The following is a 23702-nucleotide window of genomic DNA, read 5'->3' on the forward strand; positions in this document are numbered from 1 at the left end:
GAACCCCTTCTGAGTCGCCATTTAAATTTTATAATATAAGCTGGCGTGGCTCAATTGGCAGAGCAGCTGACTTGTAATCAGCAGGTTATCGGTTCAATTCCGATCGCTAGCTCCAATAAATTTTTTACAACTTAATATGGCTCCTTGGTCAAGCGGTTAAGACACCACCCTTTCACGGTGGTAACAGGGGTTCGATTCCCCTAGGAGTCACCATTTTTTTTTATATTTTTATATGGGCGCATAGCTCAGCTGGGAGAGCACCTGCCTTACAAGCAGGGGGTCACAGGTTCGAACCCTGTTGTGCCCACCACATATTTTAGGATGTGACTCCTTGGTCAAGCGGTTAAGACGTCACCCTCTCACGGTGAAATCAGGAGTTCGATTCTCCTAGGAGTCACCATTTTTAAAATTTAATACGGCTCAGTAGCTCAGCTGGTTAGAGTGCCGGCCTGTCACGCCGGAGGTCGAGGGTTCGAACCCCTTCTGAGTCGCCAAAAGAAGTAAGATTTATCTTGCTTCTTTTTTTTATGCAAAAATATATTAACTTAAAATTTTAGTATATTTTTATAAATTTAAAATATATTTTGAAAAATAGATTTTATATTAGATTTATATAATTAAAAGCAATCACAATACATAAATTTTCTCATAGTTTATTAATAGGAAAATTTACTGTTTTCGAAATAAAATCCTTGTTTTAGAAGGGAGAAAAAATATGAATTTAAAAGAAGCAGAATTAAAAACTAAGGTAAAAGTAACTAATATACAGGCTGATGGGGAACTTAGAAGAAGGTTTTTTGATTTAGGAATAATAGAGGGAACTTCAATAGAAATTTTATATGAAAGTCCATTTGGAGATCCTAGAGCTTATTTAATAAGAGGGGCTGTAATTGCAATTAGAGAGGAGGATAGTGAAAAGATTGAAGTAATGAATTAATTTTAGGAGAGGATTATATGGGCTTAAGTAAAAACTCTACTGGCATTAAAATATTATCTTTAGAAAGTAAAAGGAGTTTAATAAAAGAAGACTATGTAATTGCATTAGCTGGAAATCCTAATGTAGGTAAAAGCACTGTTTTTAATGCTTTAACTGGATTAAATCAGCATACGGGAAATTGGCCAGGAAAAACTGTAGCTAATGCAGAAGGGCATTATACATTTAAGGATAAGACTATAAAAGTAGTAGATTTACCTGGAACGTATTCTCTTTTATCAAATTCAGAAGAAGAAGAAATTGCTAGAGATTATATATGTTTTAATGAGCCTGATTTAGTAGTTGTAATAGCAGATGCAACTTCTTTAGAGAGGAACTTAAATTTATTTTTTCAAATTTCAGAAATAAGTAAGAGAGTAGTACTTTGTGTAAATTTAATAGATGAGGCAAAGAAAAAGAACATAAATATAGATTGTAATTTACTTTCAAAAGAAATAAATGCAACTGTTGTAGAAACTGCTGCAACAAAGAATATTGGAATAGAACAATTAAAAGAGGTAGTTTTACAGGAAATACAGTCTAATAAGGAAGTTAAAAGTAGAATAAAGTACGATTTAGATATAGAAAGTGGCATAAGAAGTATAGAAAAAGTAATAGAAAAAATTAATAATAATATTGATGAAAAAGAACTTAGGTGGATATCTTTAAGATTTTTAGAGGGAAATTTAAGTATACGAAATTCAATAAAGTTTAAATATGGTTTTACTATTTATGATGTAGATAATATATTGATAGAAATTAATGAGATAAGAAAAAGAGAAAGAGAAAAACCTATAGAGGATAGGGTAATAGAGATACTTATAAATGAGGCTGAACGAATAGGGAAAAAGGTTGTTACTATAGAAAAGAAATATGATAAGTTTCAAAGAAAATTAGATAAAATATTAGTTTCAAAAGCAACTGGAATACCTATAATGATAATGACATTACTTGTTGTTTTATGGATAACTATAACGTTAGCAAATTATCCTTCATCAATGCTTGCAAATTTATTTGGACAAGGAGAAGAATATCTTAGAGAAGTATTCTCAAATACATCAATGCCTTATTGGATTGGTGGAATGTTAATAGATGGTGTATATGTAACTTTAGCTTGGGTTATTTCTGTAATGTTACCTCCTATGGCTATATTTTTTCCAATGTTTACTCTATTAGAGGACTTAGGATATTTACCAAGGATAGCTTTTAATCTTGATAAATGTTTTAAAAAGTGTTGTTCCTGTGGAAAACAAGCTTTAACTATGTGTATGGGGCTTGGTTGTAATGCAGCTGGAATAATAGGGTGTAGGATAATAAACTCTCCTAGAGAAAGGTTAGCTGCTATACTAACTAATGTATTTATGCCATGTAACGGTAGATTTCCTATGCTAATTTCTATAGCATCAATATTTATTGGTGGAATTTCAATTGGGTTTAAAGGAAATTTAGTATCAGCAATTACAGTTACAGTTGTTATTATACTTGGTGTTTTTATGACATTAATTGTCTCTAAGATATTATCCAAAACTGTATTAAGAGGAATGCCTTCAAACTTTATATTAGAGCTACCACCATACAGAAAACCACAAATAGGAAAGGTTATTGTTAGATCAATATTTGATAGAACCCTTTATGTTTTAGGTAGGGCTATTGTTGTTGCAGCACCAGCAGGTATAGTAATATGGATATTTTCAAATGTTTCAGTTGGGGATGGTTCACTTTTATCTGTATGTGCAGACTTTTTATCTCCATTTGCAAATAGTATAGGTGTAGATGGATATATTTTGATGGCATTTATATTAGGGCTTCCAGCTAATGAAATAGTTATGCCAATAATAATAATGAGTTATTTAAGGGCAACAACAATGTTAGAATTAGATAGTTTGTATGAGCTTAAAGATTTATTAGTTGCTAATGGGTGGACAATTTTAACTGCAATTAATGTTATGATACTATGTTTAATGCATTATCCTTGTGGAACTACATTATTAACTATAAAGAAAGAAACTAATAGTGTTAAATGGACAATTATAAGTTTTATAATTCCAACTATTGCAGGAATAGTTGTATGTTTCTTTACAACACAATTATGGAGGCTATTTGGGTAATTAAAAAGAGGCTACTACAAAATTTTAGATTTTGTAGTAGCCTCTTAATTTATTATCTTTTTGATAGATTTAATTTTATTCTTATGTCATCAGAATAAAATTTTTGTAATTTAAAGTTTCCAATAAGTCTTGAAGATATTCTTTCTGTATAAGTCATAGTTATTTCTGGTAATGTAAGGTTTGTTGATATAATCATCTTTTTCTTTTTAAGAAGTTTTTTATTAATAAGATTGAATAATTCTGTTGCTACAAAATCATTTAATTGTTCTGAACCTAAATCATCAATTATAAGAAGGTCACAATCAATTAATAATTTTTCAAGAGCAGAATTATTATTAAATTTTGCATCTCTTAAACATCTTATTAATTCATCTGAAGTTTTATATACAACTAAAAAACCTTCATCTAATAATTCTTTAGCAATACAGTAAGATAAAAATGTTTTACCACTTCCTGGAGAACCATAAAATAATAAGTTATCTGAACTAAACCTAAAGTTTGGAATGAATTCATTTCTTATATAATCTACATTATTTTTCATGTTAGTTCTTGCAGAATATTTTTCACCAAAATCCTTTGAAGTTGAAAATAACGATAAATTAAAATTCTTAAAGTTATTATCTTTAAGTATTTCTTCAAGATCAGAATCTTTATAATAAAGTCTTATAAGTTTATCTTTATAGCAGTCACATTTTTTAGTTCCAACATATCCAGTATCCTGACATTTAGAGCATTTATAATGCATATTAAGATATTCAGGGTCATAACCATATTGAACTAATCTCTCACATTTTTTTGCTCTTAGGTCTGTAATTTCATCTCTTATTTTTTCAATATCATCTTCAGTTGCAGTATTTTTTAAAATTGTCATTGAAAGTTTTAGTGAAAGTTTATGGATATCATTATCTAATTCTATTATTTCAGGATGTAAGGCTTTAATTTCAGCTCTTCTTTGCTTTAAATTTTTATCCTCTTCATTTCTGATTTTTTGATATATTTCCATTAACTCTGTTTGATAGCCTTTAATCATCTTTATCCCATCCTAACAATTTCTTTTCTAAAGAATCATAGTCATATTCTCTTTGTTTAAAGTTATTAAACCTTATAGCCTTAGATTTATTGTTATTAAAATTATTGTTGTTATTAAATTGCTTATTATTAGATTTTTTCATATTTTTATCTTTAAGGGCTACATCTTCTAAAGTTTTAATATTATTTTCTTTCCATTTACCTAATATACCATCTATGTATTTAAAATCAGCTCTATTAAGTCTTTCAAAACATATATCACAGGCTTTTTCGATTAAATCCATATTGAACTTGTAAGTGAAAATCCATTTTTCAAGCATATCTTCTTGAGGTTTCATAACCTCTGAATTTTTCATTCCAAGATAAGATAGTATTCTTCTTATTTTAGTCCACTTATCCTCATTTTGTTTAATATGAATTTGGGCTTCATCAACAGTCTTTATATTCATATCATTCCAAGACTCAGCTACCTTTTCCATATATCTAAAGTTATTTTTACCCTTTGATGAACAGTATTCTATTAATATAAGAATAAGTTCAGATGGGAAATTAAAATCACGTTGCCATCCAAGATATATTTCCATTTCCTTACTTGATAGAGGTCTTGCTAGAATTTTTTCTATATCCTTAAGCATATCTGTAGTTTCAGAATTATTTAGTGCTTCTAATATATTTATACTTTCTGTATCTACATTACTTTCATCTTCTTCAAGGTCTAAAAATTCTATACTAAAGTTATTCATTTTATCTATGGGAACAAATTTAATAACACCTTCATCATTCCAATAGTTTAGTGCATTCATTATATCTGATTCTAGTAAATTAAGGGTTGAAGCCAAAACCTGTGAACTAACACCAATTTCGCTAGCAATATTGTATTTTAACATTAATAAATAAACCTTAACAAATTCACCACGAGCTTTTGGCATATATTTTTCTATAAATACATTACTTACAGGGGTAAAAGTTAAAGGTGTATTTTTAAGCATAAAAGTGCTCATTTATATTATCTCTGCCTTTCAAAATTATATTTAATAAAATTTAAATTATAACATTCATTATATGTAAGCTAATTATAACAAAGTGATGTTAGGATAACAACTTAAGGAAAAAATAACATATGTATAAAAAGATAATTATTGGATAACTTAAGGAATGTATTAAAAAATTGGATAAAAAGAGGAGATACATATGTACAGTAATATAAAAAGAACTGCTTTTTCATTTATATTAGTAGTTATAGCTGTTATAGGAATAAACATGTATTTAGATTATAAAGCTAAAGGTTATGAAGTTTATTTAGGAAATTCAGTTATTGGATATACAAAAAATAAAGATACAGCAAAAAATAATTATAAACAGATAATAGATGATTTAAATAATAAGCTTAGTGAAAATGAAGCAATAACTAAAAAAATACTTCGTTTTAAAAGAATTCATGAGGAAGTTAGTTCAAGTGAATATAATGAATTTGAAAGAAATATATTAAATACAATAAGTGATAAGGTAACTCTTAAAGCTATAATTATAGATAACAAAAAAATTGGATATGTAATAGACAAGGCTGATATGGAGGATGCCTTAATTAAGGTTTCTGAAATATATGCTAAAAAGAACGAATTAAGCAAAGATAAAATTGTGTCAGTTAATGTAAAAGGTAATATTAAGTTAAAGGATGAAGTTGTTAGTGTATCAAAATTAAATGGAACTTATGACCTTGCAAATAAGATAATGAATATAAATAAAGATATGATATACGTAGATTTAATTATTAATGATAAAAAGGTAGTTAATATAGAACCATCAGTTAAAATAGAGAGAACTGATGATATGTTAATTGGAGAAAGTAAAGTTAAAGAAGGGAAAGTAGGAAAAAAAGAGCAACACACAAAAGTAACTTATAGGAATGGAGAAAAGATTAGTACAGAGGTTTTATCAGAAAAAATAATAAAAAATAGTATTAGTAAAGTTGTATATAAAGGAACTAAAAATCCTATAACTTCAAATAAAGCTTTCTTAATGAGTCCAACTAGAGGGGGGATGGTAACATCATCTTTTGGGGAAAGATGGGGTAGAAATCATAATGGAATGGATATAGCAGGTAATATGGGAGATCCTATTGTAGCTGCTATTGATGGAGTTGTTAAGAGCATTTTTTATGAGAAGAATGGCTATGGGAATGTTGTTATTTTAGAGCATGAAGATGGTATAGAAACTAGGTATGCCCATATGAGTAAGTCAGAAGTTAAAGAAGGAGATAAAGTTAAAAAGGGAGACTTAATAGGAAGAGTTGGAAATACAGGAAGAAGTACAGGACCCCATTTACATTTTGAAGTAAGGATAAATGGAAGCCCTGTAGATCCACAAAATTATTTAAAATAATTATTTAAGTATTTTATTAAAGTTTAAGATTCCTTCTCCTACATTGTCCTTTGATAAATCTTTAGGGTCACAGGCTAATTTTAGTATAGATTGTAGGTCGCTAAATGAATAAGAATTATTATGCTCTAATATAATTGCACATACAGCACTTACAAAGGCTACTGATATTGATGTTCCACTAAAAGATTTATAGTTAGCATTAAGCTTTTTAGGATATAATTTTTTGCCTTCTTTTTCAGATATATAGGCTGTATCACTATTAAGAGAAGTTATATTTGTACAGGATGAAACTAAATCTGGTTTAATTATTTTTCCATAGGGACCCTTTGATGAATAAAGATATGGTTTATTATTGTGGCTTTCAATACCTCCAACTGTTATACAGTTTTTTAGGGTAGAAATCCCCATAATATTACTACTTAAAGAATTATTACTTCCACTTGGTACTATTGGGATAATTTTATTATTTATTGCAACATCAAATAATGACTTAAATGCATCTATAATAAAATAGTTATGATTTAAAAGTTCAAAGGGAAGGCATAAAATTCTTATGTTTTTACTGCTAGAAGCTTTTATTAAACTCTCTATACTATAAAGAATATCAGAGGCATATCCTTTGCCTAACTTATCAAAGGCTTTATAACATATTATTTTGCTTGAAGAGGCTATACCTTTATAAAGATTGTTAGAGGATATTCCACTTCCACAAATTATGCCAGCCATTGCTGTACCATGTCCATTATCATCATAAGGATAGTTAAATTTATTAACTAAATCAAAGAAATCCTCTATTTTATTATTAGGGCTTAGTAAATCAGTATGAGGGTAAACTCCACTGTCTACTAAGCCTATTTTTATGTTACTTCCTGAATAGTTTAAGTCATTTTTATTTAGAGAGTAGCAGTTATTAGCAGAGCTTATACTAATTCCACATAAAAATAAATAATCATCAAAAAATATTTTTTCAACTTCTGGATATTCTAAAATTAATTTGATTTCATATTTATTTAAATTTGCTACAATTATGTTGCAAAACTCTAAAGGATATATTAAAGCTTCCTTAAAATGAGAAACCTTTTTTAATATAGATGAAAATAAGTTTTTACACTTTATAAGAACCCTATATCTTTTATAGGCATTTTCATTTATAGCAACATTTAAATTGTAGTCAAGCTTACTTCTAAGATTAAACATAAAGTACTCCTATAATATTTATCACAATACCATATTATAGTAATAGTCTTTTAAATGTTAATGATTTTTATAGTTTATATGTTTCACCAACATTTATTATTTTTACTGTATCGTCTTTAAAGTTTACAAGAGTCTCATGTGTCTCTTCAAAATCTTCTAATGAGATTTTAAATGTTTTGTAGTGTATAGGTATCATTATTTTACTTTTCATCATTTTATACATCTTATAACCTTCATCAGGTGAACAGTGCATATGCTGGAATCTAGCTGGTTTGTAACAGCCAACAGGCATTAATGCGACATCACACTCTATATCTTTAAAGTTTTCAGTATAAGCTGTATCTCCTGCAAAGAAAACTTTAGTATTATTTCTTTCGATAAGATAAGAATTACTTTCATTATCGATACCAACATAGAATCTACGACCATCATGATTAGCTTCAACTGAAGTAACCTTTATAAATTCATCTTTAAAAGTGTCTCCAGTTCTTAATAAATGAACATTAGTATAGCCAAGGGCTGAAAGGATTTTCTTGTAGCCCTTTGGAACTATAACTGTAGCATCTTTATTTAGCTTCCTTAATTTTTTTAGGGAAGGAAAATGCATGTGATCCATATGACCATGAGAAAGTAATATATAATCAATTTTAATTTCGCTTAATTCAAAAGGTTTATTAATAACTCTCTTAAAATAACCTAATCTATTTGATATTACTGGATCAGTTACAATTATCTTGCCATCTAAATTAATTACTGTAGTGGCATGACCATACCAGTTTATTGAATTATTTTCTATAGGATCATTATGTGATGGTGCTCTATCATTAAAATATTCTTTTACATTGTTATAAGTTAATTTTGATAAAAAATGTATATTCTTAAAAAAATTCATATTTCTGTATCTCCTTATTTAAGTTACCTTTTCCACTTAAATACTATAATACCTGCTATCATAATTGCAACACCTATGAATTCTTTTAAGGTAAAATTTATTTTTTCACTTCCAAAAAGTCCAAAATAGTCAATTACTGCCGCAGCAATAAGTTGAGCAACTAAAATTATACCTATTGCACAGGTAGTTCCTAAGGAGCCTATACTCATCATTACTGTAAATATAATAACTACGCCTAAAGCTCCACCTAATAAATATATTTTATTAGAATCACTTAAAGCTTTGAAATTTCCTTTTCCAAAAAAAGCAGTAATTACTAAAGTAATTATTAGTCCTGTCAGTTGGACAATAGTGTTTGTTTCCCATGTTCCTATTTTTTCTCCAAGTCTTGTGTTAAAAACTCCTTGTAAACTCATTGCAATTCCAGATACTATTGCGAATATAAATCCTAACAATTAAATCACCTCTATAGTAGTTTTACCAAGTGAAATAATATTTATAATAAAAAAAGCTATAAGAATTAACTTATAGCAAGAAATTTATTTATTTAGTTGTATTTTCAAAACTATCTAGTATTTGTTGTTCTGAGAAACCAAGTGTATAACCAATACTTAAAAAGTCTTCAAATAATGTTTTAAAATGATCTTCAGAACGTGAAATAATTAAATCATTTATATCGATATATAAATTAAGAAATTGGTCACTTAAGCAATATTCATTAGGTTGTATAGAAATCTCTCTGACATTGTCATATCCATTAGTAATTCCAACTGAAAGTACTTGTTTTAAACAATCTACATATTTTGACAAAATAACGTCGCAATTAACAATATTATTCATATTTTTAGTATATTCATAACAATTAGTTTCATTTGCAAGATCACTTACTTTAATATGTAGTTCTAAGTTTTTACGAGCTTTAATTTTATACTCATCTAAATCTGGGTTTATACATAACTTTTCATCAAGTTTTTTTTGCATTTTGAATAAATTTGAAACAAACATTAACAAATCCCCCTGTTCTTAAGGCAATTATCCAAATCTATTTTACAAAAACTTTGCATTTATGAAAAGACCAGTAAACGAATACAAAATAAATTTGTTTAAAAATTTATAAAATTTAAACAAAATGAGCAAAAAAAGAACTTCATTTACGATAAATGAAGTTTTTAGTGAAAAAAGAATAAATATACTGGATTAAAAAGTTTTTAATTCGAATTCTTTAACTTTAAGTTCTTTTTTATTATGTGGAACTTTCCATAGTTGAAATTTATCAACTTTTAAAGTTTTATTTTCAGGTATGATTTGAGGATCTATAACTTTTCTTTTATTATCTTTAGGTAAATAATTTAAATTTGCTAAAGAAATAGAAAGATTATCTACATTACCCTCTCTAATGTTAAAACCATGTAGAGTTAAAGTTTCTTTAAGGGTTCTTTCAATTTTCTTTATGTAACCTCTATCACTAATATTTAAATTTATTGTTCTTAAATCTTCGCAAATAGAAAAATCATTAGAAAGCTCTACTTTAAATTTCTTGTAAGGCTTTAATGTTTTTTCGATAAGTGTGTTTAACTTTTCAATATTTGGATTATCAAGTACTTCTAGTGCAATGTATGGTGCTGGCGAATTTCTATTACCTCTAAGTTTTTTAGAAACAGTCTTTTGAACTGGAGTAATAAATTCGTAGGAAGAAGTATCAAATAATGCAACAATATAATATTTCATATCTTACCTCGCATAATATATTCTTTTAGGATTTAGTATCCAAACTTTTCTATAAATTATAACATAATACTTTAAATAAAAAAACTAGATGAATAAATAAAAGGATAGTACACATAATATTTAATGTAATTAAGCTAAGGAGGTATTAGAGTTATGAAACATAATCCAAGTATTAAGTGTGTAGTAGATGAATGTAAATACCATTGTAAAGAGGATGATTATTGTACTTTAAATTCAATAAAAGTAGGTAAGCATAAACATACTGTAAATACAGTAGAGGAAACTGATTGCGACTCTTTTGAATTAGAGTAACAATTATAGAAAATATTAATAATTAATCTAATTAATGGATAGATAAAATCATTAAAATGATTTTATCTATCTTATTTTTTAACTTTATTAAAAAAAATATTTCAATAATAGAACTTTGTGTTATAATGATAATCGAACTATAAAAAATAATAATAGGATTATAATGTCTAATAGATATTTTTTTGGATAAATAATATAAATATTGGGAATTTTAAATATATAGAATCTAAAAAATAAGGGTGAATTGGATGAAAAAGTTAGTTATAAATGGAGGGAATCCTCTACAAGGTTCAGTTGAAATAAATGGAGCAAAAAATGCTGCAGTTGCAATATTACCAGCGGCAATAATCGCTAGTGAAGGTAAATGTATAATCGATAATATACCAGATATTGAAGATGTACATTGTTTAGAGAGAATATTACTTAGTTTAGGATGTAAATTAAATAAGATTAATAATAATACTTTAGAAATAGATAGTACAGAAGTACATACTTGTGATGCATGCACAGAAGATGTAAGAAGAATGAGAGCATCATATTATTTTATTGGAGCACTTCTTGCAAGATTTAAAGAAGCAAAGGTAGAACTTCCAGGGGGTTGTCCTATAGGAGTAAGACCTATAGATCAACACATAAAAGGTTTTGAAGCACTAGGAGCAGATGTTGTAATAGAACATGGTTCAGTAAGAGTTAAGGCTGATAGACTAATAGGAACAAATATATTCTTTGATGTAGTTTCAGTTGGAGCAACTATCAATGTTATGATAGCAGCTACAGGAGCAGAAGGTATAACAACATTAGAAAATGTTGCAAAGGAACCTCATGTAGTAGACGTTGCAAACTTCTTAAACTCAATGGGAGCAAATATTAAGGGTGCAGGAACTGACATTATAAGAATAACAGGAGTAGAAAAGTTAAAGGGATGCGCATATAGTGTAATTCCAGACCAAATAGAAGCGGGTACATTTATGATAGCCGCATTAGCTACTAAAGGTGATGTAACTATTACAAATGTTATACCAAAGCATTTAGAATCAATAACAGCTAAGCTTAACGAAATGGGCGCTGTAGTTGAAGATGGTGATGATTCAGTAAGAGTTAAATATAATGGAAAGCTTAAAGGTGTAAACATTAAGACGGCTCCTTATCCAGGATTCCCAACTGATGTTCAACAACCTATGTCAACATTATTAAGTGTAGTACCAGGAAGAAGTTTAATAACTGAATCCATATGGGAAAACAGACATAAACATATTGATGAGCTTAAAAAAATGGGGGCAAACATAAAAGTTGAAGGAAGAGTAGCTATAATAGATGGTGTTAGTAAGTTAACTGGCGCTGTAGTTAAAGCAACAGACTTAAGAGCTGGAGCTGCAATGGTTATAGCAGGTCTTATAGCAGATGGTGTAACTGAAATTACAAATATAGAACATATAGATAGAGGATATCCACACATTGAAGGTAAGTTTAGAAGACTAGGTGCAGATGTGAGAAGGATTGACGACGAAGAGTAAAATTTTTGGGGGAACAGCAGATGATATTTTGTTCACTTTACAGTGGGAGTAGTGGAAATAGTATATTTGTGGGGAATGAAAAAACAAAAATATTAATAGATGCAGGTGTTCCAGGAAAAAAGATAGATGAAGCATTAGCAAAAATAGATCAAAATCCAAGAGAAATTGATGGTATTTTTATTACCCATGAACATTCAGATCATATTAAGGGTGTAGGAGTTATATCAAGAAAATATGATATTCCTATATATGCAAATGAAAAAACATGGCAAGCTATGGAGAAATCTATAGGTAAGATAAAAGAGCATAATATAAAAATAATGGATAGAAGAAGCACCGTGGATATAAAGGATTTATCAATTAAATCTTTTAATATACCACATGATGCTATTTCTCCTGTTGGATATACAATTAAGTCTAAGGATAAGATTGCAAGTGTAGCAACAGATTTTGGTACATTCACAGAGGAAATAAGTGACAACATTAAAGAGTCTGACATAATACTTTTAGAAAGTAATCATGACGTTAGCATGTTAAAGTTTGGACCATATCCTTATGTACTTAAGAGAAGAATATTAAGTGAAATAGGTCATTTATCAAATGATGACTGTGGTAAGGCTATAATAGAACTAATTAAGCATGATAACAATAAACAAATAATATTAGGTCATCTAAGTGGAACTAATAATCATCCAGACTTAGCTTATCAAACAGTTTTAAGTGTTTTAGAAGAAAAGGGAGTTAAGCAAGGTGAGGATGTTAAAATTTCAATGGCTAGTAGACATGAACCTAGCTCATTAATTAACTTATAATTTAAAAAAGAAAGAGGAGAAAATGAGATGAGTTTATACAAAAATTGGACTGATATGGTTGTTGAATATGTGAAGACAAAAGGAGAAAAAGCTTTTTGGGAAGAGTATGGTAATATTGAGACAAGCATATACAAAGATCTATTATCAAATCATAAAGAAGTAAAGAAAACAACAATAAATGAATTAGCTAAGGACTATAATACAACAGCTGAATTTATAATGGGATTTGTTGACGGAATAAACGATAGCTTAAAGGATAATTATGACTTAGAAGCTATTGATGAAAATACAGAATTAGTATTTGATATTGATTTAGAAAAATTATATTTCAATATGCTTGATGCTAAAGCAGATTATTTATACACATTACCACAATGGGAAGGAATATTCTCAGAAGAAAAGAGAAAAGAAATTCAAAAGAAATATAGAGAATCAAAGATCGTAAGAAACGATGATAAAATCGGTAGAAATGATCCATGTCCATGTGGAAGTGGAAAGAAATACAAAAAGTGTTGCGGAAGAAAATAGTTTAATATATTTAAAAGCTCATAGTTTTAATTATGGGCTTTTATTTAATTTTTTAGGAGGGGTATAATGGATAAGAATGTTATTTGGTCAAATGAAATAAAAATTAATAGAACTATAGAATCATTAAAAAAGAATAATATGAATGGATATTATGCAAAAAATAGAGAAGAACTTATTAAACTAATTGAAACTATAGTAAAAACAGGCAGTAAAGTTTCCTGTGGTGGTTCAATGACATTATTTGAAACAGGAATAATTGATCATTTAAGATGTGAAAGATATGAATTTCTAGATAGATATAAAGAAGGTCTTACAAAGGAAGAAGTTGTAGATATATACAAGAAAGCCTTTTTTGCAGATGCTTATTTTGTAAGTAGTAATGCAGTTACTGAAAAGGGAGAACTTTATAATGTAGATGGAAATGGAAATAGAGTTGCAGCTATGCTTTATGGACCAGATAAGGTTATAGTTATTTGTGGAGTAAATAAGATAGTTAAAGATGTTCATGAAGCTATAAAAAGAAATAGAGAATGTGCAGCTCCAATAAATGCAAAAAGATTAAGTAGAAAAACTCCATGTACAAAGGTTGGTTACTGTATGGATTGTAATAGTCCTGAGAGAATATGTAATGAGTATACATTGATAAAGAGACAAAATAATCCTGAAAGAATACATGTTATTTTCTTAAATGAAAACATAGGATATTAAAAAGAAAAGCACTAGTTATGTTTAAAAAGTATACTATACTTAAATTAACGTAAGGAGACATTTTTTACGAATAACTAGTGCTTTTTGAATTATACATATAATTATTTATATGAAATAGGTATTTTATTTATTACATAATTTTATAATATGTAAATAAAAAAGTTAGAGTTTATTTAAAAGTATAGAAAAGGATCTTAGGAGGAAAAATGAATATAACTTTAATAACAGTTGGAAAATTAAAAGAGAAATATTTAAAGCAAGCAATAGATGAATATTCAAAAAGGCTTAGTAGATATTGCAAGCTTGAAATTATAGAATTACCAGATGAGAAAACTCCTGACAATGCATCTGAAAATGAGGAGAAGCAAATAAAGGAGAAGGAAGGTAGAGGTATTCTTTCTAAGATAAAGGATAATTCATATGTTGTGGCTATGGATTTAAAGGGAAAGCAAATTACTTCTGAGGAATTTTCTGTCTTTATTGATAGGTGTGGTATTACTGGGAATTCTAATATTGTTTTTGTTATTGGAGGTAGTCTTGGTCTTTCTGAGGATGTTTTGAGGAGGGCTAATTATAAACTTTGTTTTTCTAAGATGACTTTTCCCCATCAACTTTTTAGGGTTATGCTTTTGGAGCAGGTTTATAGAGCATTTAGGATAATGAAGGGTGAACCGTACCATAAGTAACGGTAAATATTAATGATAATAAAAAAGACTGAATGTACTGAAAAGTTATTTTAAGTACATTCTTTTTTGTATAATAAATTGAAATATTATAATAATGAGAACTCTTACTTGTTAAATATAAAGGTAAGAGTTTTTATAATTAGAAGATATACCACAAAAGATGATAGGAATTACAATAAAAGCATTAGAGGATACATTAAAATTGATTAACTTTAAAAAATATAAGGAAGCAATTGAGTTAATATGTAATGCTAATATCATAGATGTATATGGTGTTGGCAATTTTGGAAGTATAGCAAGTGATATAATGAATAAATTAATTCGTATAGGGTTAAATTGTAGGTTATATCCAGATAATCATGTACAACAAATTTATGCAAGCCATTTAACTGACAAGAATGTTTTAATTGTAATATCTTATTCCGGAAATACCATAGATAGGGTTAATGTATTAAAAATTGCAAAAGAATCTGGAGCAAAGACAATTGCATTAACAAATTTTAGGGCTGCGGCTATTTCTAAATATGCAGATATTACTTTTTATACTGGAGATATAGAAACAACATTTTATAGTGAACAAATGGCTTCACGTATCACAATTAGCGATTGTAGATATGCTTTATATGGGAATATTATTAAATAATTTTGATTCATCTATAAAGCGACTCGAAAAAGTAAATATGTTGGTAAAAAAATTATTAAATTATGGTTAAAATATTCAATTATTGATTATAAAGAGGAAATAGAAATACAGTCATCTATAATAAAAAAATAAATATATATTATAAATTTTAATGAAGCTATATTAGATTAATCTAATATAGCTTATTTTTGCAGGAATGTGAGTGAGAAAGAATTACTTAGAAAAATAATTGACACAATTAAGCAATTATTATATAGAAGTAATAACAATTATTACTCAAACTATAAATATACTTAATGAAAAAAATTAATTCTACTTGTTTTTTCTAATTATTAAGATGTTAAATTATTAATACTAATAAGGATTAAACCTTTTTATATTTCATATTTTAATAAAGTTTATACAAAGTTTGATAAATAAACTTTAAATAGAAGAGAATATTATCATATATCAAATGTAATGTTAAATCTTTATCTCATATAAAATCAGAACCTTTTAAAATCTAATCATTTGATTAGACTATTAATTATTATGGATTATGAGTTGAATATTGACATAAATATAATTAGAGTGTATTCTGTGTATATACAAACATCACAGTTGGGAGGCTTTAAATGAAGATTTTGATTTCTAATAATTCTGATAAACCTTTATATATCCAAATTAAGGAGCAAATTAAAGATGCAATTTTTTCAAATCAAATAGATGACGGGGCATTGTTACCTTCAATTCGTAATTTTGCTAATGAATTAAAGGTAAGTGTTCTTACTATAAGGCGTGTTTATGATGAACTTGAGAGTGAGGGATTTGTTACTATTCAAGCAGGAAAAGGTACTTTTGTATCTTGTGGAAATATAGAGTTATTATTAGAATATAAAAGGCATATTGTGGAACAAAAAATACAGGAAACAATTGATTCAGCTAAGCTTCTTGGTATTGATAAGGCAGAATTAATTGAAATGATAAATATCTTATATGAGGAGGAGATTTAATATGAAAGATGTGTTAGAGGTATGTGGATTAAATAAATATCATAAGAATTTTAAGCTTAATAATATTAATTTATCTCTGAAGGAAAATTGTATTACAGGATTTATTGGGGTAAATGGTGCTGGAAAGACTACAACTATAAAAACAATATTAGGACTTTCATTAAAGGAAAGTGGAAATATTAAAGTTTTTGGAGACGACATTACTGGTAATGAAGCTAAAATTAAAAATAGAATTGGTGTTGTGTTAGACAATGGTGGATTTTATGAGGACTTATCTATGGATGAAATGAAAAGTATTATTGCACCATTATACTCTAATTGGAATGAAGAAAAGTATAAGTATTATATGAGACGATTTTCTTTAAAATCTAATCAAGGAATTTCAACTTTATCTAAAGGTATGAATATGAAATTTGCATTAGCATTAGCATTATCTCATAATGCAGATTTATTAATTATGGATGAACCTACAAGTGGATTAGACCCACTTGTAAGAAAAGAACTTATGGATATATTACTCGAATTTATGAAGGAAGATGGAAAAGCTGTATTTTTTTCTACTCATATAACATCAGATTTAGAGAATGTTGCAGATGTATTAATTTTAATACATGAAGGAAAAATAATATTTCAAGAAGAGAAAGATGTATTGCTTGATACTCATAGGCTTGTAAAAGGTTATGATAAGAAACTAACTGATGATATTAGAGCTCTTTTTATTGATATAAACGAAACAGATTTTGGTTTTTCAGGTATATCAAAAAATATAAACAAGCTACAAAGTATTTATCCTGATTTAATAATTGAAAAACCTACTATTGAAAATATTATGCTTTCATACATAGAAAGGAGGAAAAGTAATGATATTTAATCTTGTAAAAAAAGAGTTTATTTTAGTAAAAAAATATTTAATATTGATGATTTTACTTCCATTTATACTACCGTTATTTATCTTTTGGAGAGTGCCTATGCTTTTAGGGGGAATAACTTTTTTTATTACTAGTGTCTTTGTAGAGGTATTATTAATACAGTCTATTTTCTTAGTGGAAAATAAATATCCTAAAGCAACAACATTGTTATGTACAACGCCGATTAGAAGAAAAAATATTGTAGAAGCAAAATATATTTGTTTTTTTATGGTTTTTATTTTTTGCTATATATCTTACAGTATATTAACATTAATAATAGCAGAAATTCCTCAATTATCAATTTTAAGTATAATTATTTCTTTTCTTATTATATCTACAATCTTTAATATTTATATGCCCATTCAATATAAATTTGGATATGAAAATACCAAATACTTTTTTATGATTGTTATTTTTACTATATCTTTTGGATTACCTTCTATAATAACAATTATACCTGAAAACTTTAGTTTTAATATTAATATACCTATAATAATTAAATATATACTTCCGGTAATATTATCTGTTTTTATTAGTATATTTTCTATAAAAATATCAACTAAAATATTTTCACAACAAGAGTTATAAAAATTTGATATAATATAAATAAGAAATGCAGAAAATAAAAAAGTAGAGTGTTGGTGAACCCTACTTATACAATTCTAGTTGCTTAGGCAACTGGTATCACTAGAATTTTTAGTAATAAAAATAGTAGCTTCCAAATTGCGTACGGGGCTACTATTTTTTTGATATTTTATCTATAAGTAACACTATAAATGTTAATAGTGTTAATAAAAATAATCTACCAGTAAATAGTAACATTAAAACCTCATTTATAAGTATTACGGATAACCATACTATAAATAACGGAGACATTTTATAAATACTGAAGAATATTAATTATAATCTCCTTTATTTATTCATACTATTTTGCATTATGATATAATTTAAAAATAATTATATTACAAGTATAATTACGAACTATTAGTATTACAGTATCTAAAAAGATATTGTAATAAGTAAAAGGAGATAAATATGAGTTTAGACAGATGTGTATTAAATCTCAAAAATAAAGAATATGAATATATTTTTGAGATGGTAACTGATTTAATAGGTGGAAAGTATAAGCCTATTATTATTGGGCATCTTGGAAACAAAGAAACAAAAAGATTTAATGAATTAAAAAAGCTTATTCCTAAAATAACACAAAAAATATTAACACAACAATTGAGAGAACTAGAGAGTGATAAATTAATTATAAGAAAAGTGTATTCAGAAGTTCCTCTAAAAGTAGAATACTCACTAACAGAATTAGGAGACAAGTTAATGCCAATTCTTAGAATAATGAGTAATTGGGGAGAAGCTTATTATGAAAAAATAGATAAAGGTATTTTACAAAGGAAGAGAAAAAGAGAAAGAATAAAAATTAATAATTTAAATGACTTTAAGGATGAACTAAAAAAAGAAGGATATAACATAAGTGAATCTGATGAAGAAAAATTTAAAGAGAAAATTGCAAGGGATTTTAACGTAGATAAAAATGTTATAGAGAATTTATATACATCCATTAGGAAAGAGAATATTACATATAAAGTAAGTGATATTAAAGAATTGATTGACTACATAAAAAAGATAATATTATTTGAAGATATACATAATAAGTTATTTAAAAAGATAAGCACCGTAAAGTCATTAATTATAGAGAGAACTGAATATGAAAGAGTTCCTAGCACGCAAGATAATGTTGAAGATATGATACCTATTATAGAAAAAACAGCAAATGATATATCTAGAGTAATAAATGATAAAGATAAAATTAGATTAATAGAATTAGAAAAATATTTAGATGAAGAATATCTTTATGCTAAGGATATAGAACTACTAAAGAAAATGGTTCTTATTAAAAATGAATATGTAAAAGAAACATACAATGAAAAAGCTAGAACAAAAACAGTATGTATAAAAATACCTGAATATATAAATTATGATTATATTAAAGCTAAAAAAGGTAGTGTGGAATATTATGAACATATAAAAAAGAATATACCAAGAATGAAGCGCCTAATAAAAAATGTTTATAAATATATGAATTTGAATAAAGAAGAAAATAAAACATTTAAAATAAATCAAAGTGAGGCATTACAGGATTCTATAAATATAGCAGTAGCAATGTATAATGGAAAAGAATTTAGAGCGATTAGTGGAAGTAATGAGGTAAAAGATTTTTGCAGATCACCACTACCAGAAAAGGCATTTTTTAAAAGTAGTAAAGTTAATAAGTTGGGCAAATTAGGAACAGGATATAACAGAGTTAACGATAGTGAAAAGAAAATATTTGAGGAGATACACAAACAAATAGAAGAGGGCATCTTAAAAGAAGAGGGTAATCTTATTTTATATAGCAAATGGGAACCTTGTCCTAGTTGCTATCTTGTAATTGATCAATTTAAAAAGTATTATCCTAATATAAATGTACAGGTAAAATATACAAAAAAATATGGTGAATAGTAGAATATTTTTTAAAGGTATTTTCTTTATGGATTGGGATATCATCAATTAATGCTTTTATAAGTGTGGTTTTTCTAGAACAATTAACACAAACTAATCCCATTCTTTTAACATCTAAAATTTCTAATTTATTTAATTTTTATAAAGACATAAAAAATCCGTTCTCTTTTCATCTTCTCAAGTCCTTTAACCTTTATAATATTTAATTATATTATATAGATAAATACTATAAAAGGGCATGTAAAATCTATTTTACATACTAAAAAGTAGTGATGTAAAATAGATTTGATAGCATAAATACGTTCTAAACAATAGAATTTAAGTAGGAGGAAGATCAAAGTGGATATTAGTAAACAAATAAAAAAATATAGGCTCGATTTAAAATTATCCCAGGAGGATTTGGCTGAAAAAGTATTTGTAACACGGCAGACAATTTCAAATTGGGAAAATGGAAAGAACTATCCAGATATAAATAGCTTGGTACTATTAAGTACTCTCTTTGGTGTTTCTCTTGATATTCTAGTTAAAGGAGATTTAGAAGAAATGAAAGAGGAAATTAAAACAGAGGATATTAAAAAGTTTAATCATGACGGCATAGTTTTTACTGTACTACTTATTACAACAGTAGTACTGGCTGTTCCACTATTTCTTTACTTAAATTTTATTGGAATTGTAATTTGGTTAGTGCTATATGGCATTACAATGTATTATGCAAAAGGTATTGAAAAACAAAAGAAAACTCATGACATTCAAACATACAGAGAAATTATTGCTTTTACTGAAGGAAAAAAACTTGATCAGATTGAGAAGAGATGTGAGGCTGGAAAACGTCCATATCAAAAAGCATTTTTAGTAATTTGTTCAGGGCTTATTGCATTAGTTGTTACTATAGGAATGTATTTTTTATTTAGATTAATTCAGTAGATGAAAATGTTATTTTGAGTAGTTATTTCTAAATGAATTCTGTATGATTTATTTTAAATTATGAAGATACAAATAATAAAAGAAAATAAAAAAGATTTTTTAGATTTATTGTTATTAGCAGATGAGCGGAAAAATATGATTGGTAAATATCTTGAAAGAGGTATTATATATGTAGGAACAGGAGATGGTCCTACATATATAATACCCTTTTATGAAAAATGTGGTTTTATAAAATCTCATAGAATTAATAAATTTTTTATAGATAATTATGATAATCCAATTTATGAGTGTGGAAGGCAATTAATTAATATGGTTTTTTTGAAAAAAAGAAATATAAGGCTGGCTAATATATAAAAAACTTATGCACTATTGATACGGAGAATTATATCACAAATAGATTAAATTTGTATTAAAGTTAGAGTTTATTTAAATATTGATATACATAGTTATTACTAAAATACCCAGTAGAAAAGAATTATTTCTTACTACTGGGTTAGTTAGATAATTTTATATTTATTAATTATACTTTTACTTGATATGGAATAATACTTTATTATTAATCTTGAATATTTGAGATTTTAAACATAGTTAAATTTGATTTAAAAAATGCTTTATTATTTTACACTAATCAAATAAACTTAATAATGCATTTCCAAAATCTTTTGCACCTATTGGACCATTACTTGTAATTATATCATCGTGTTTAACAACTTTTTTATCTAAATAAATTACATCATTTTCTTTCAGTTTATTTTTCATAATATCAACAGGATAACAAGTTCCTATACGTCCTGAAAGTAATCCCGTTTCAGCAACAACAACTGATCCAGCACAAATACCAGTTATAATTATATTATTTTTATGAGCATCTTTTAAGTATTTAATTAAAGTTTCATTATTCCATAAATAATCAATTGTACCTGAACCCCCTATAATTGCAATAGCATGATATTCATTTATATCTACAGATGAAAAGACTACAGTAGAAATTGCTTTACCATTGTAATCACCAGTAATTTCACCAGTTATTGTACTTGATACAATAACATCTAATCCTCCATCTATTAATATATTTTTTGGTTGATTTAATTCATCCTCGTTGAAACGCTCAGGGGGTATGATAAATAATATTTTTTTCTTCATAAAATATGGCTCCTTTTCTTTATATAATTTTATTTGTTTTACATAAAGTATTATATTATTATTATTTTATATAGTATAGAATGCACTTTTTTGTAATATAGTTACTTTATAGTTACTATGGATTTAATATAAAAAGTAGTAAGGGAGATGTTAAATTGAGTGATACTTTAAGAAAAGAAATAAAATTAAAAATTCAAAATGGTGAATTCAATTGTGCAAAAGAACTCACATTATCAATAATTAGCGGAAAATGGAAAGTTGTAATATTATGGCATTTAGGGCATGAAGGGAAGCATAGATTTAATGAATTACAAAAACTCTTTACTAAGATATCTCATAAAATGTTGAGTAACCAATTAAGGGAATTAGAAGAAGATGGAATAGTATATAGAGAAGTATTTCCGCAGGTTCCTCCAAAAGTGGAATACTCACTTACAGAACTAGGAAAGACATTAATACCAATTGTGGATCTTCTTTATGAATGGGGACAAAAGAGAATTGATGAAGTAAAAAAACAAATGGAAGATAAATAGATTTTAGTCTATAGGTAAATCTAGATGTTTAAGGTTCTTATTTGTTTCAAAGATATTTTTTAATATTATTTGAGGATAATATGGGAACAATTAATTAAACTAATACACAAGGATAAATTTGCTAAGAGAAAAAATAAAGAAAATGATAAGATTTATGAATGTGGAAGGTAATTAATTGATATGGTGTATTAAAAAAAGATTATAGTTTAATAAAATAATTAATGATTTTAAAGTACTATTCTTGGTAGAATGAGTGCTTTTTCTTTTTGTATTAAAAATTAATACGCAGTAAGACCTATCTTTAAAAAATTCCATTAATATAATTGTAAGTTATAATCACTTTTATGAGACATTCAAAAGGTTAAGTATAAATAAAATAATTAGTGTATTAATTTAATGTATAAGTGTATTGAAAAAATAATTAAATAAAAACTTTAATACAATTATAAGTATTAAATTAATGGGTTATATATATTGTAATGCTGTAAAAGTCAGTGTTTAGAAGTGGTTAGCATATAAAAAATATATAAATACATTAAACAAAACTACAAAGAAAGTTGTCTATAAAGAAAATAATATATTCAATAATATATTAAATATTATGTTGAATAAGAAAGAAATTTGTTATAGTAATGAAATGTTTGAATAAGTATATCAAAATAACTTTAAACTAAAATAAAACCGTATCAAAAGTGTATCAAAAGTGTATTGGAGAAAAAACTTGAAAAGTTAGGATTAAAGCTTAAGTCATTGAATCATATAGCTTTGAGTACTTTTTATATTCTTAATACATTACTATTGGCACAACAATTGCTTATATATTAATTGTAAATAATAAATATCAAAAAGTTGATTGAAAGAAAAAATTATAAACATTAACTTTGGTTACAAGTTTTTAGAACTTATTTATAAATTTTTTCGTAACAAATAAAAAATAGGAGGTATATATATGGTAGGAATTATTCTTGCTAGTCATGGGGATTTTGCTAAAGGCATATTACAATCTGGTTCAATGATTTTTGGAGAACAAGAAAACGTTAAAGCTGTTACTTTAATGCCTAGTGAGGGACCTGATGATATTAAAGCAAAAATCATGACCACCCGTAAAACGGGTGGTTTGCTCTAGCCCTATAAGGGCATGTTACTGGCTGTGCTACTCGCACATCGAAACGGTTTGCCAAC

At 26.8% G+C, this 23702-nt stretch carries 25 protein-coding genes, 5 tRNA genes and 2 pseudogenes; 24 read left to right on the plus strand and 8 right to left on the minus strand.

Annotation, left to right across the window (positions count from 1 at the left end; all coding sequences use genetic code 11):
- Nucleotides 1-39: 39 nt before the first annotated feature.
- The 7 genes from J2S18_RS15950 (at nucleotide 40) to feoB (ending at nucleotide 3081) form a co-directional block, all read left to right on the plus strand.
- Nucleotides 40-115 (plus strand) — tRNA-Thr (locus J2S18_RS15950).
- Nucleotides 116-138: 23 nt separating this feature from the next.
- Nucleotides 139-213 (plus strand) — tRNA-Glu (locus J2S18_RS15955).
- 21 nt (nucleotides 214-234) lie between these two features.
- A tRNA-Val gene (locus tag J2S18_RS15960) sits at nucleotides 235-310 on the plus strand.
- A gap of 15 nt (nucleotides 311-325) precedes the next feature.
- Nucleotides 326-400 (plus strand) — tRNA-Glu (locus J2S18_RS15965).
- A gap of 17 nt (nucleotides 401-417) precedes the next feature.
- Nucleotides 418-494, plus strand: a tRNA-Asp gene (locus tag J2S18_RS15970).
- 221 nt (nucleotides 495-715) lie between these two features.
- A complete protein-coding gene (locus J2S18_RS15975) occupies nucleotides 716-937 on the plus strand; it encodes a FeoA family protein (protein ID WP_307488327.1) in 222 nt (73 codons plus the stop codon).
- Nucleotides 938-954: 17 nt separating this feature from the next.
- Entirely contained in the window at nucleotides 955-3081 is a 2127-nt protein-coding gene (feoB, locus tag J2S18_RS15980) for a ferrous iron transport protein B (RefSeq protein ID WP_307488329.1), read from the plus strand.
- Between the two features lie 52 nt (nucleotides 3082-3133).
- Here the strand turns inward: feoB and J2S18_RS15985 are convergent, their stop codons facing one another.
- Together J2S18_RS15985 and J2S18_RS15990 are read right to left on the minus strand one after the other, a co-directional pair.
- Nucleotides 3134-4111, minus strand: coding sequence for an ATP-binding protein (locus J2S18_RS15985; protein ID WP_307488330.1), 978 nt, complete (start codon nucleotides 4109-4111; stop codon nucleotides 3134-3136).
- Nucleotides 4104-5111: a DnaD domain protein gene (locus tag J2S18_RS15990; protein ID WP_307488331.1), complete on the minus strand. Its 1008-nt coding sequence runs from the start codon at nucleotides 5109-5111 to the stop codon at nucleotides 4104-4106. Before J2S18_RS15990 ends, J2S18_RS15985 begins: the two co-directional genes overlap by 8 nt.
- A gap of 190 nt (nucleotides 5112-5301) precedes the next feature.
- On the opposite strand from J2S18_RS15990, the gene J2S18_RS15995 reads away from it, so the two are divergent.
- Complete coding sequence (locus J2S18_RS15995; protein WP_307488333.1) at nucleotides 5302-6492, plus strand: peptidoglycan DD-metalloendopeptidase family protein; 1191 nt, start codon at nucleotides 5302-5304, stop codon at nucleotides 6490-6492.
- Here the strand turns inward: J2S18_RS15995 and J2S18_RS16000 are convergent, their stop codons facing one another.
- The 5 genes from J2S18_RS16000 to J2S18_RS16020 form a co-directional block, all read right to left on the minus strand.
- Nucleotides 6493-7689 (minus strand): S8 family serine peptidase, encoded by a 1197-nt coding sequence (locus J2S18_RS16000; RefSeq protein WP_307488334.1) that lies wholly within the window; start codon nucleotides 7687-7689, stop codon nucleotides 6493-6495. It lies immediately after the preceding gene.
- A gap of 67 nt (nucleotides 7690-7756) precedes the next feature.
- On the minus strand, nucleotides 7757-8581 hold the full coding sequence (locus tag J2S18_RS16005) for an MBL fold metallo-hydrolase (protein ID WP_307488336.1): 825 nt from the start codon (nucleotides 8579-8581) through the stop codon (nucleotides 7757-7759).
- Nucleotides 8582-8604: 23 nt separating this feature from the next.
- Nucleotides 8605-9036, minus strand: a complete 432-nt coding sequence (locus J2S18_RS16010) for a DMT family transporter (RefSeq protein ID WP_307488338.1) — start codon at nucleotides 9034-9036, stop codon at nucleotides 8605-8607.
- An 88-nt stretch (nucleotides 9037-9124) separates the two neighbouring features.
- Nucleotides 9125-9586: a dUTP diphosphatase gene (locus tag J2S18_RS16015; protein ID WP_307488340.1), complete on the minus strand. Its 462-nt coding sequence runs from the start codon at nucleotides 9584-9586 to the stop codon at nucleotides 9125-9127.
- 192 nt (nucleotides 9587-9778) lie between these two features.
- Nucleotides 9779-10309, minus strand: coding sequence for a hypothetical protein (locus J2S18_RS16020; protein WP_307488342.1), 531 nt, complete (start codon nucleotides 10307-10309; stop codon nucleotides 9779-9781).
- Nucleotides 10310-10462: 153 nt separating this feature from the next.
- Between J2S18_RS16020 and J2S18_RS16025 the strand changes: the two genes are divergently transcribed.
- The 14 genes and pseudogenes from J2S18_RS16025 to J2S18_RS16090 all read left to right on the plus strand — a co-directional run bounded on the left by J2S18_RS16025 (nucleotide 10463) and on the right by J2S18_RS16090 (nucleotide 21198).
- A complete protein-coding gene (locus tag J2S18_RS16025) occupies nucleotides 10463-10621 on the plus strand; it encodes a DUF1540 domain-containing protein (protein WP_307488344.1) in 159 nt (52 codons plus the stop codon).
- A 248-nt stretch (nucleotides 10622-10869) separates the two neighbouring features.
- Nucleotides 10870-12135 carry a UDP-N-acetylglucosamine 1-carboxyvinyltransferase gene (murA, locus tag J2S18_RS16030; protein WP_307488346.1) on the plus strand — a complete coding sequence of 422 codons (1266 nt, stop codon included), beginning with the start codon at nucleotides 10870-10872 and terminating at the stop codon, nucleotides 12133-12135.
- A 20-nt stretch (nucleotides 12136-12155) separates the two neighbouring features.
- Nucleotides 12156-12947, plus strand: a complete 792-nt coding sequence (locus J2S18_RS16035; RefSeq protein ID WP_307488347.1) for an MBL fold metallo-hydrolase — start codon at nucleotides 12156-12158, stop codon at nucleotides 12945-12947.
- 27 nt (nucleotides 12948-12974) lie between these two features.
- Complete coding sequence (locus tag J2S18_RS16040) at nucleotides 12975-13475, plus strand: SEC-C metal-binding domain-containing protein (protein WP_307488348.1); 501 nt, start codon at nucleotides 12975-12977, stop codon at nucleotides 13473-13475.
- Between the two features lie 66 nt (nucleotides 13476-13541).
- Complete coding sequence (locus J2S18_RS16045; RefSeq protein WP_307488350.1) at nucleotides 13542-14183, plus strand: lactate utilization protein; 642 nt, start codon at nucleotides 13542-13544, stop codon at nucleotides 14181-14183.
- 206 nt (nucleotides 14184-14389) lie between these two features.
- On the plus strand, nucleotides 14390-14869 hold the full coding sequence (gene rlmH, locus J2S18_RS16050) for a 23S rRNA (pseudouridine(1915)-N(3))-methyltransferase RlmH (protein ID WP_307488352.1): 480 nt from the start codon (nucleotides 14390-14392) through the stop codon (nucleotides 14867-14869).
- Nucleotides 14870-15029: 160 nt separating this feature from the next.
- Nucleotides 15030-15512: a MurR/RpiR family transcriptional regulator gene (locus J2S18_RS16055; RefSeq protein WP_307488353.1), complete on the plus strand. Its 483-nt coding sequence runs from the start codon at nucleotides 15030-15032 to the stop codon at nucleotides 15510-15512.
- 614 nt (nucleotides 15513-16126) lie between these two features.
- A complete protein-coding gene (locus J2S18_RS16060; RefSeq protein WP_307488355.1) occupies nucleotides 16127-16504 on the plus strand; it encodes a GntR family transcriptional regulator in 378 nt (125 codons plus the stop codon).
- A gap of 1 nt (nucleotide 16505) precedes the next feature.
- Nucleotides 16506-17375 carry an ABC transporter ATP-binding protein gene (locus tag J2S18_RS16065; RefSeq protein WP_307488357.1) on the plus strand — a complete coding sequence of 290 codons (870 nt, stop codon included), beginning with the start codon at nucleotides 16506-16508 and terminating at the stop codon, nucleotides 17373-17375.
- Complete coding sequence (locus tag J2S18_RS16070) at nucleotides 17365-18000, plus strand: ABC-2 transporter permease (RefSeq protein WP_307488358.1); 636 nt, start codon at nucleotides 17365-17367, stop codon at nucleotides 17998-18000. The genes J2S18_RS16065 and J2S18_RS16070 overlap by 11 nt, the downstream gene beginning before the upstream one ends.
- A gap of 447 nt (nucleotides 18001-18447) precedes the next feature.
- Nucleotides 18448-18792, plus strand: a pseudogene (locus J2S18_RS16075) (winged helix-turn-helix transcriptional regulator); the annotation flags it as partial.
- A gap of 45 nt (nucleotides 18793-18837) precedes the next feature.
- The gene (locus J2S18_RS16410; RefSeq protein ID WP_370873857.1) at nucleotides 18838-19920 is read left to right on the plus strand and encodes a deaminase domain-containing protein; all 1083 of its coding nucleotides are present in this window, start codon (nucleotides 18838-18840) and stop codon (nucleotides 19918-19920) included.
- A 339-nt stretch (nucleotides 19921-20259) separates the two neighbouring features.
- Complete coding sequence (locus tag J2S18_RS16085; RefSeq protein WP_307488360.1) at nucleotides 20260-20844, plus strand: helix-turn-helix domain-containing protein; 585 nt, start codon at nucleotides 20260-20262, stop codon at nucleotides 20842-20844.
- A gap of 60 nt (nucleotides 20845-20904) precedes the next feature.
- On the plus strand, nucleotides 20905-21198 hold the full coding sequence (locus J2S18_RS16090; protein ID WP_307488362.1) for a hypothetical protein: 294 nt from the start codon (nucleotides 20905-20907) through the stop codon (nucleotides 21196-21198).
- Nucleotides 21199-21468: 270 nt separating this feature from the next.
- Here J2S18_RS16090 and J2S18_RS16095 read toward each other — a convergent pair whose 3' ends face one another.
- A complete protein-coding gene (locus tag J2S18_RS16095) occupies nucleotides 21469-21987 on the minus strand; it encodes a DJ-1/PfpI family protein (RefSeq protein WP_307488364.1) in 519 nt (172 codons plus the stop codon).
- Between the two features lie 155 nt (nucleotides 21988-22142).
- On the opposite strand from J2S18_RS16095, the gene J2S18_RS16100 reads away from it, so the two are divergent.
- Both J2S18_RS16100 and J2S18_RS16105 read left to right on the plus strand, forming a co-directional pair.
- Nucleotides 22143-22520, plus strand: a complete 378-nt coding sequence (locus tag J2S18_RS16100; RefSeq protein ID WP_307488366.1) for a winged helix-turn-helix transcriptional regulator — start codon at nucleotides 22143-22145, stop codon at nucleotides 22518-22520.
- Between the two features lie 949 nt (nucleotides 22521-23469).
- Nucleotides 23470-23613 (plus strand): annotated as a pseudogene (locus J2S18_RS16105) (PTS sugar transporter subunit IIA); the annotation flags it as partial.
- Between the last annotated feature and the right edge of the window lie 89 nt (nucleotides 23614-23702).

Origin of the sequence: Eubacterium multiforme (assembly GCF_030813415.1) — a bacterium.
Taxonomy (GTDB): domain Bacteria; phylum Bacillota; class Clostridia; order Clostridiales; family Clostridiaceae; genus Clostridium; species Clostridium multiforme.

What these genes read in the sequence shown, in the direction of transcription:
- J2S18_RS16025 (WP_307488344.1), top strand. Translation starts at nt 10,463, where the DNA reads ATGAAACATAATCCAAGTATTAAGTGTGTAGTAGATGAATGTAAATAC.
- J2S18_RS16070 (WP_307488358.1), top strand. Translation starts at nt 17,365, where the DNA reads ATGATATTTAATCTTGTAAAAAAAGAGTTTATTTTAGTAAAAAAATAT.
- J2S18_RS16000 (WP_307488334.1), bottom strand. Translation starts at nt 7,689, where the DNA reads ATGTTTAATCTTAGAAGTAAGCTTGACTACAATTTAAATGTTGCTATA.
- J2S18_RS15985 (WP_307488330.1), bottom strand. Translation starts at nt 4,111, where the DNA reads ATGATTAAAGGCTATCAAACAGAGTTAATGGAAATATATCAAAAAATC.
- feoB (WP_307488329.1), top strand. Translation starts at nt 955, where the DNA reads ATGGGCTTAAGTAAAAACTCTACTGGCATTAAAATATTATCTTTAGAA.
- J2S18_RS15975 (WP_307488327.1), top strand. Translation starts at nt 716, where the DNA reads ATGAATTTAAAAGAAGCAGAATTAAAAACTAAGGTAAAAGTAACTAAT.
- murA (WP_307488346.1), top strand. Translation starts at nt 10,870, where the DNA reads ATGAAAAAGTTAGTTATAAATGGAGGGAATCCTCTACAAGGTTCAGTT.
- J2S18_RS16055 (WP_307488353.1), top strand. Translation starts at nt 15,030, where the DNA reads ATGATAGGAATTACAATAAAAGCATTAGAGGATACATTAAAATTGATT.
- J2S18_RS15995 (WP_307488333.1), top strand. Translation starts at nt 5,302, where the DNA reads ATGTACAGTAATATAAAAAGAACTGCTTTTTCATTTATATTAGTAGTT.
- J2S18_RS16060 (WP_307488355.1), top strand. Translation starts at nt 16,127, where the DNA reads ATGAAGATTTTGATTTCTAATAATTCTGATAAACCTTTATATATCCAA.
- J2S18_RS16035 (WP_307488347.1), top strand. Translation starts at nt 12,156, where the DNA reads ATGATATTTTGTTCACTTTACAGTGGGAGTAGTGGAAATAGTATATTT.
- J2S18_RS16015 (WP_307488340.1), bottom strand. Translation starts at nt 9,586, where the DNA reads ATGTTTGTTTCAAATTTATTCAAAATGCAAAAAAAACTTGATGAAAAG.
- J2S18_RS16020 (WP_307488342.1), bottom strand. Translation starts at nt 10,309, where the DNA reads ATGAAATATTATATTGTTGCATTATTTGATACTTCTTCCTACGAATTT.
- J2S18_RS16065 (WP_307488357.1), top strand. Translation starts at nt 16,506, where the DNA reads ATGAAAGATGTGTTAGAGGTATGTGGATTAAATAAATATCATAAGAAT.
- J2S18_RS16090 (WP_307488362.1), top strand. Translation starts at nt 20,905, where the DNA reads ATGAAGATACAAATAATAAAAGAAAATAAAAAAGATTTTTTAGATTTA.
- rlmH (WP_307488352.1), top strand. Translation starts at nt 14,390, where the DNA reads ATGAATATAACTTTAATAACAGTTGGAAAATTAAAAGAGAAATATTTA.
- J2S18_RS16095 (WP_307488364.1), bottom strand. Translation starts at nt 21,987, where the DNA reads ATGAAGAAAAAAATATTATTTATCATACCCCCTGAGCGTTTCAACGAG.
- J2S18_RS16040 (WP_307488348.1), top strand. Translation starts at nt 12,975, where the DNA reads ATGAGTTTATACAAAAATTGGACTGATATGGTTGTTGAATATGTGAAG.
- J2S18_RS15990 (WP_307488331.1), bottom strand. Translation starts at nt 5,111, where the DNA reads ATGAGCACTTTTATGCTTAAAAATACACCTTTAACTTTTACCCCTGTA.
- J2S18_RS16045 (WP_307488350.1), top strand. Translation starts at nt 13,542, where the DNA reads ATGGATAAGAATGTTATTTGGTCAAATGAAATAAAAATTAATAGAACT.
- J2S18_RS16005 (WP_307488336.1), bottom strand. Translation starts at nt 8,581, where the DNA reads ATGAATTTTTTTAAGAATATACATTTTTTATCAAAATTAACTTATAAC.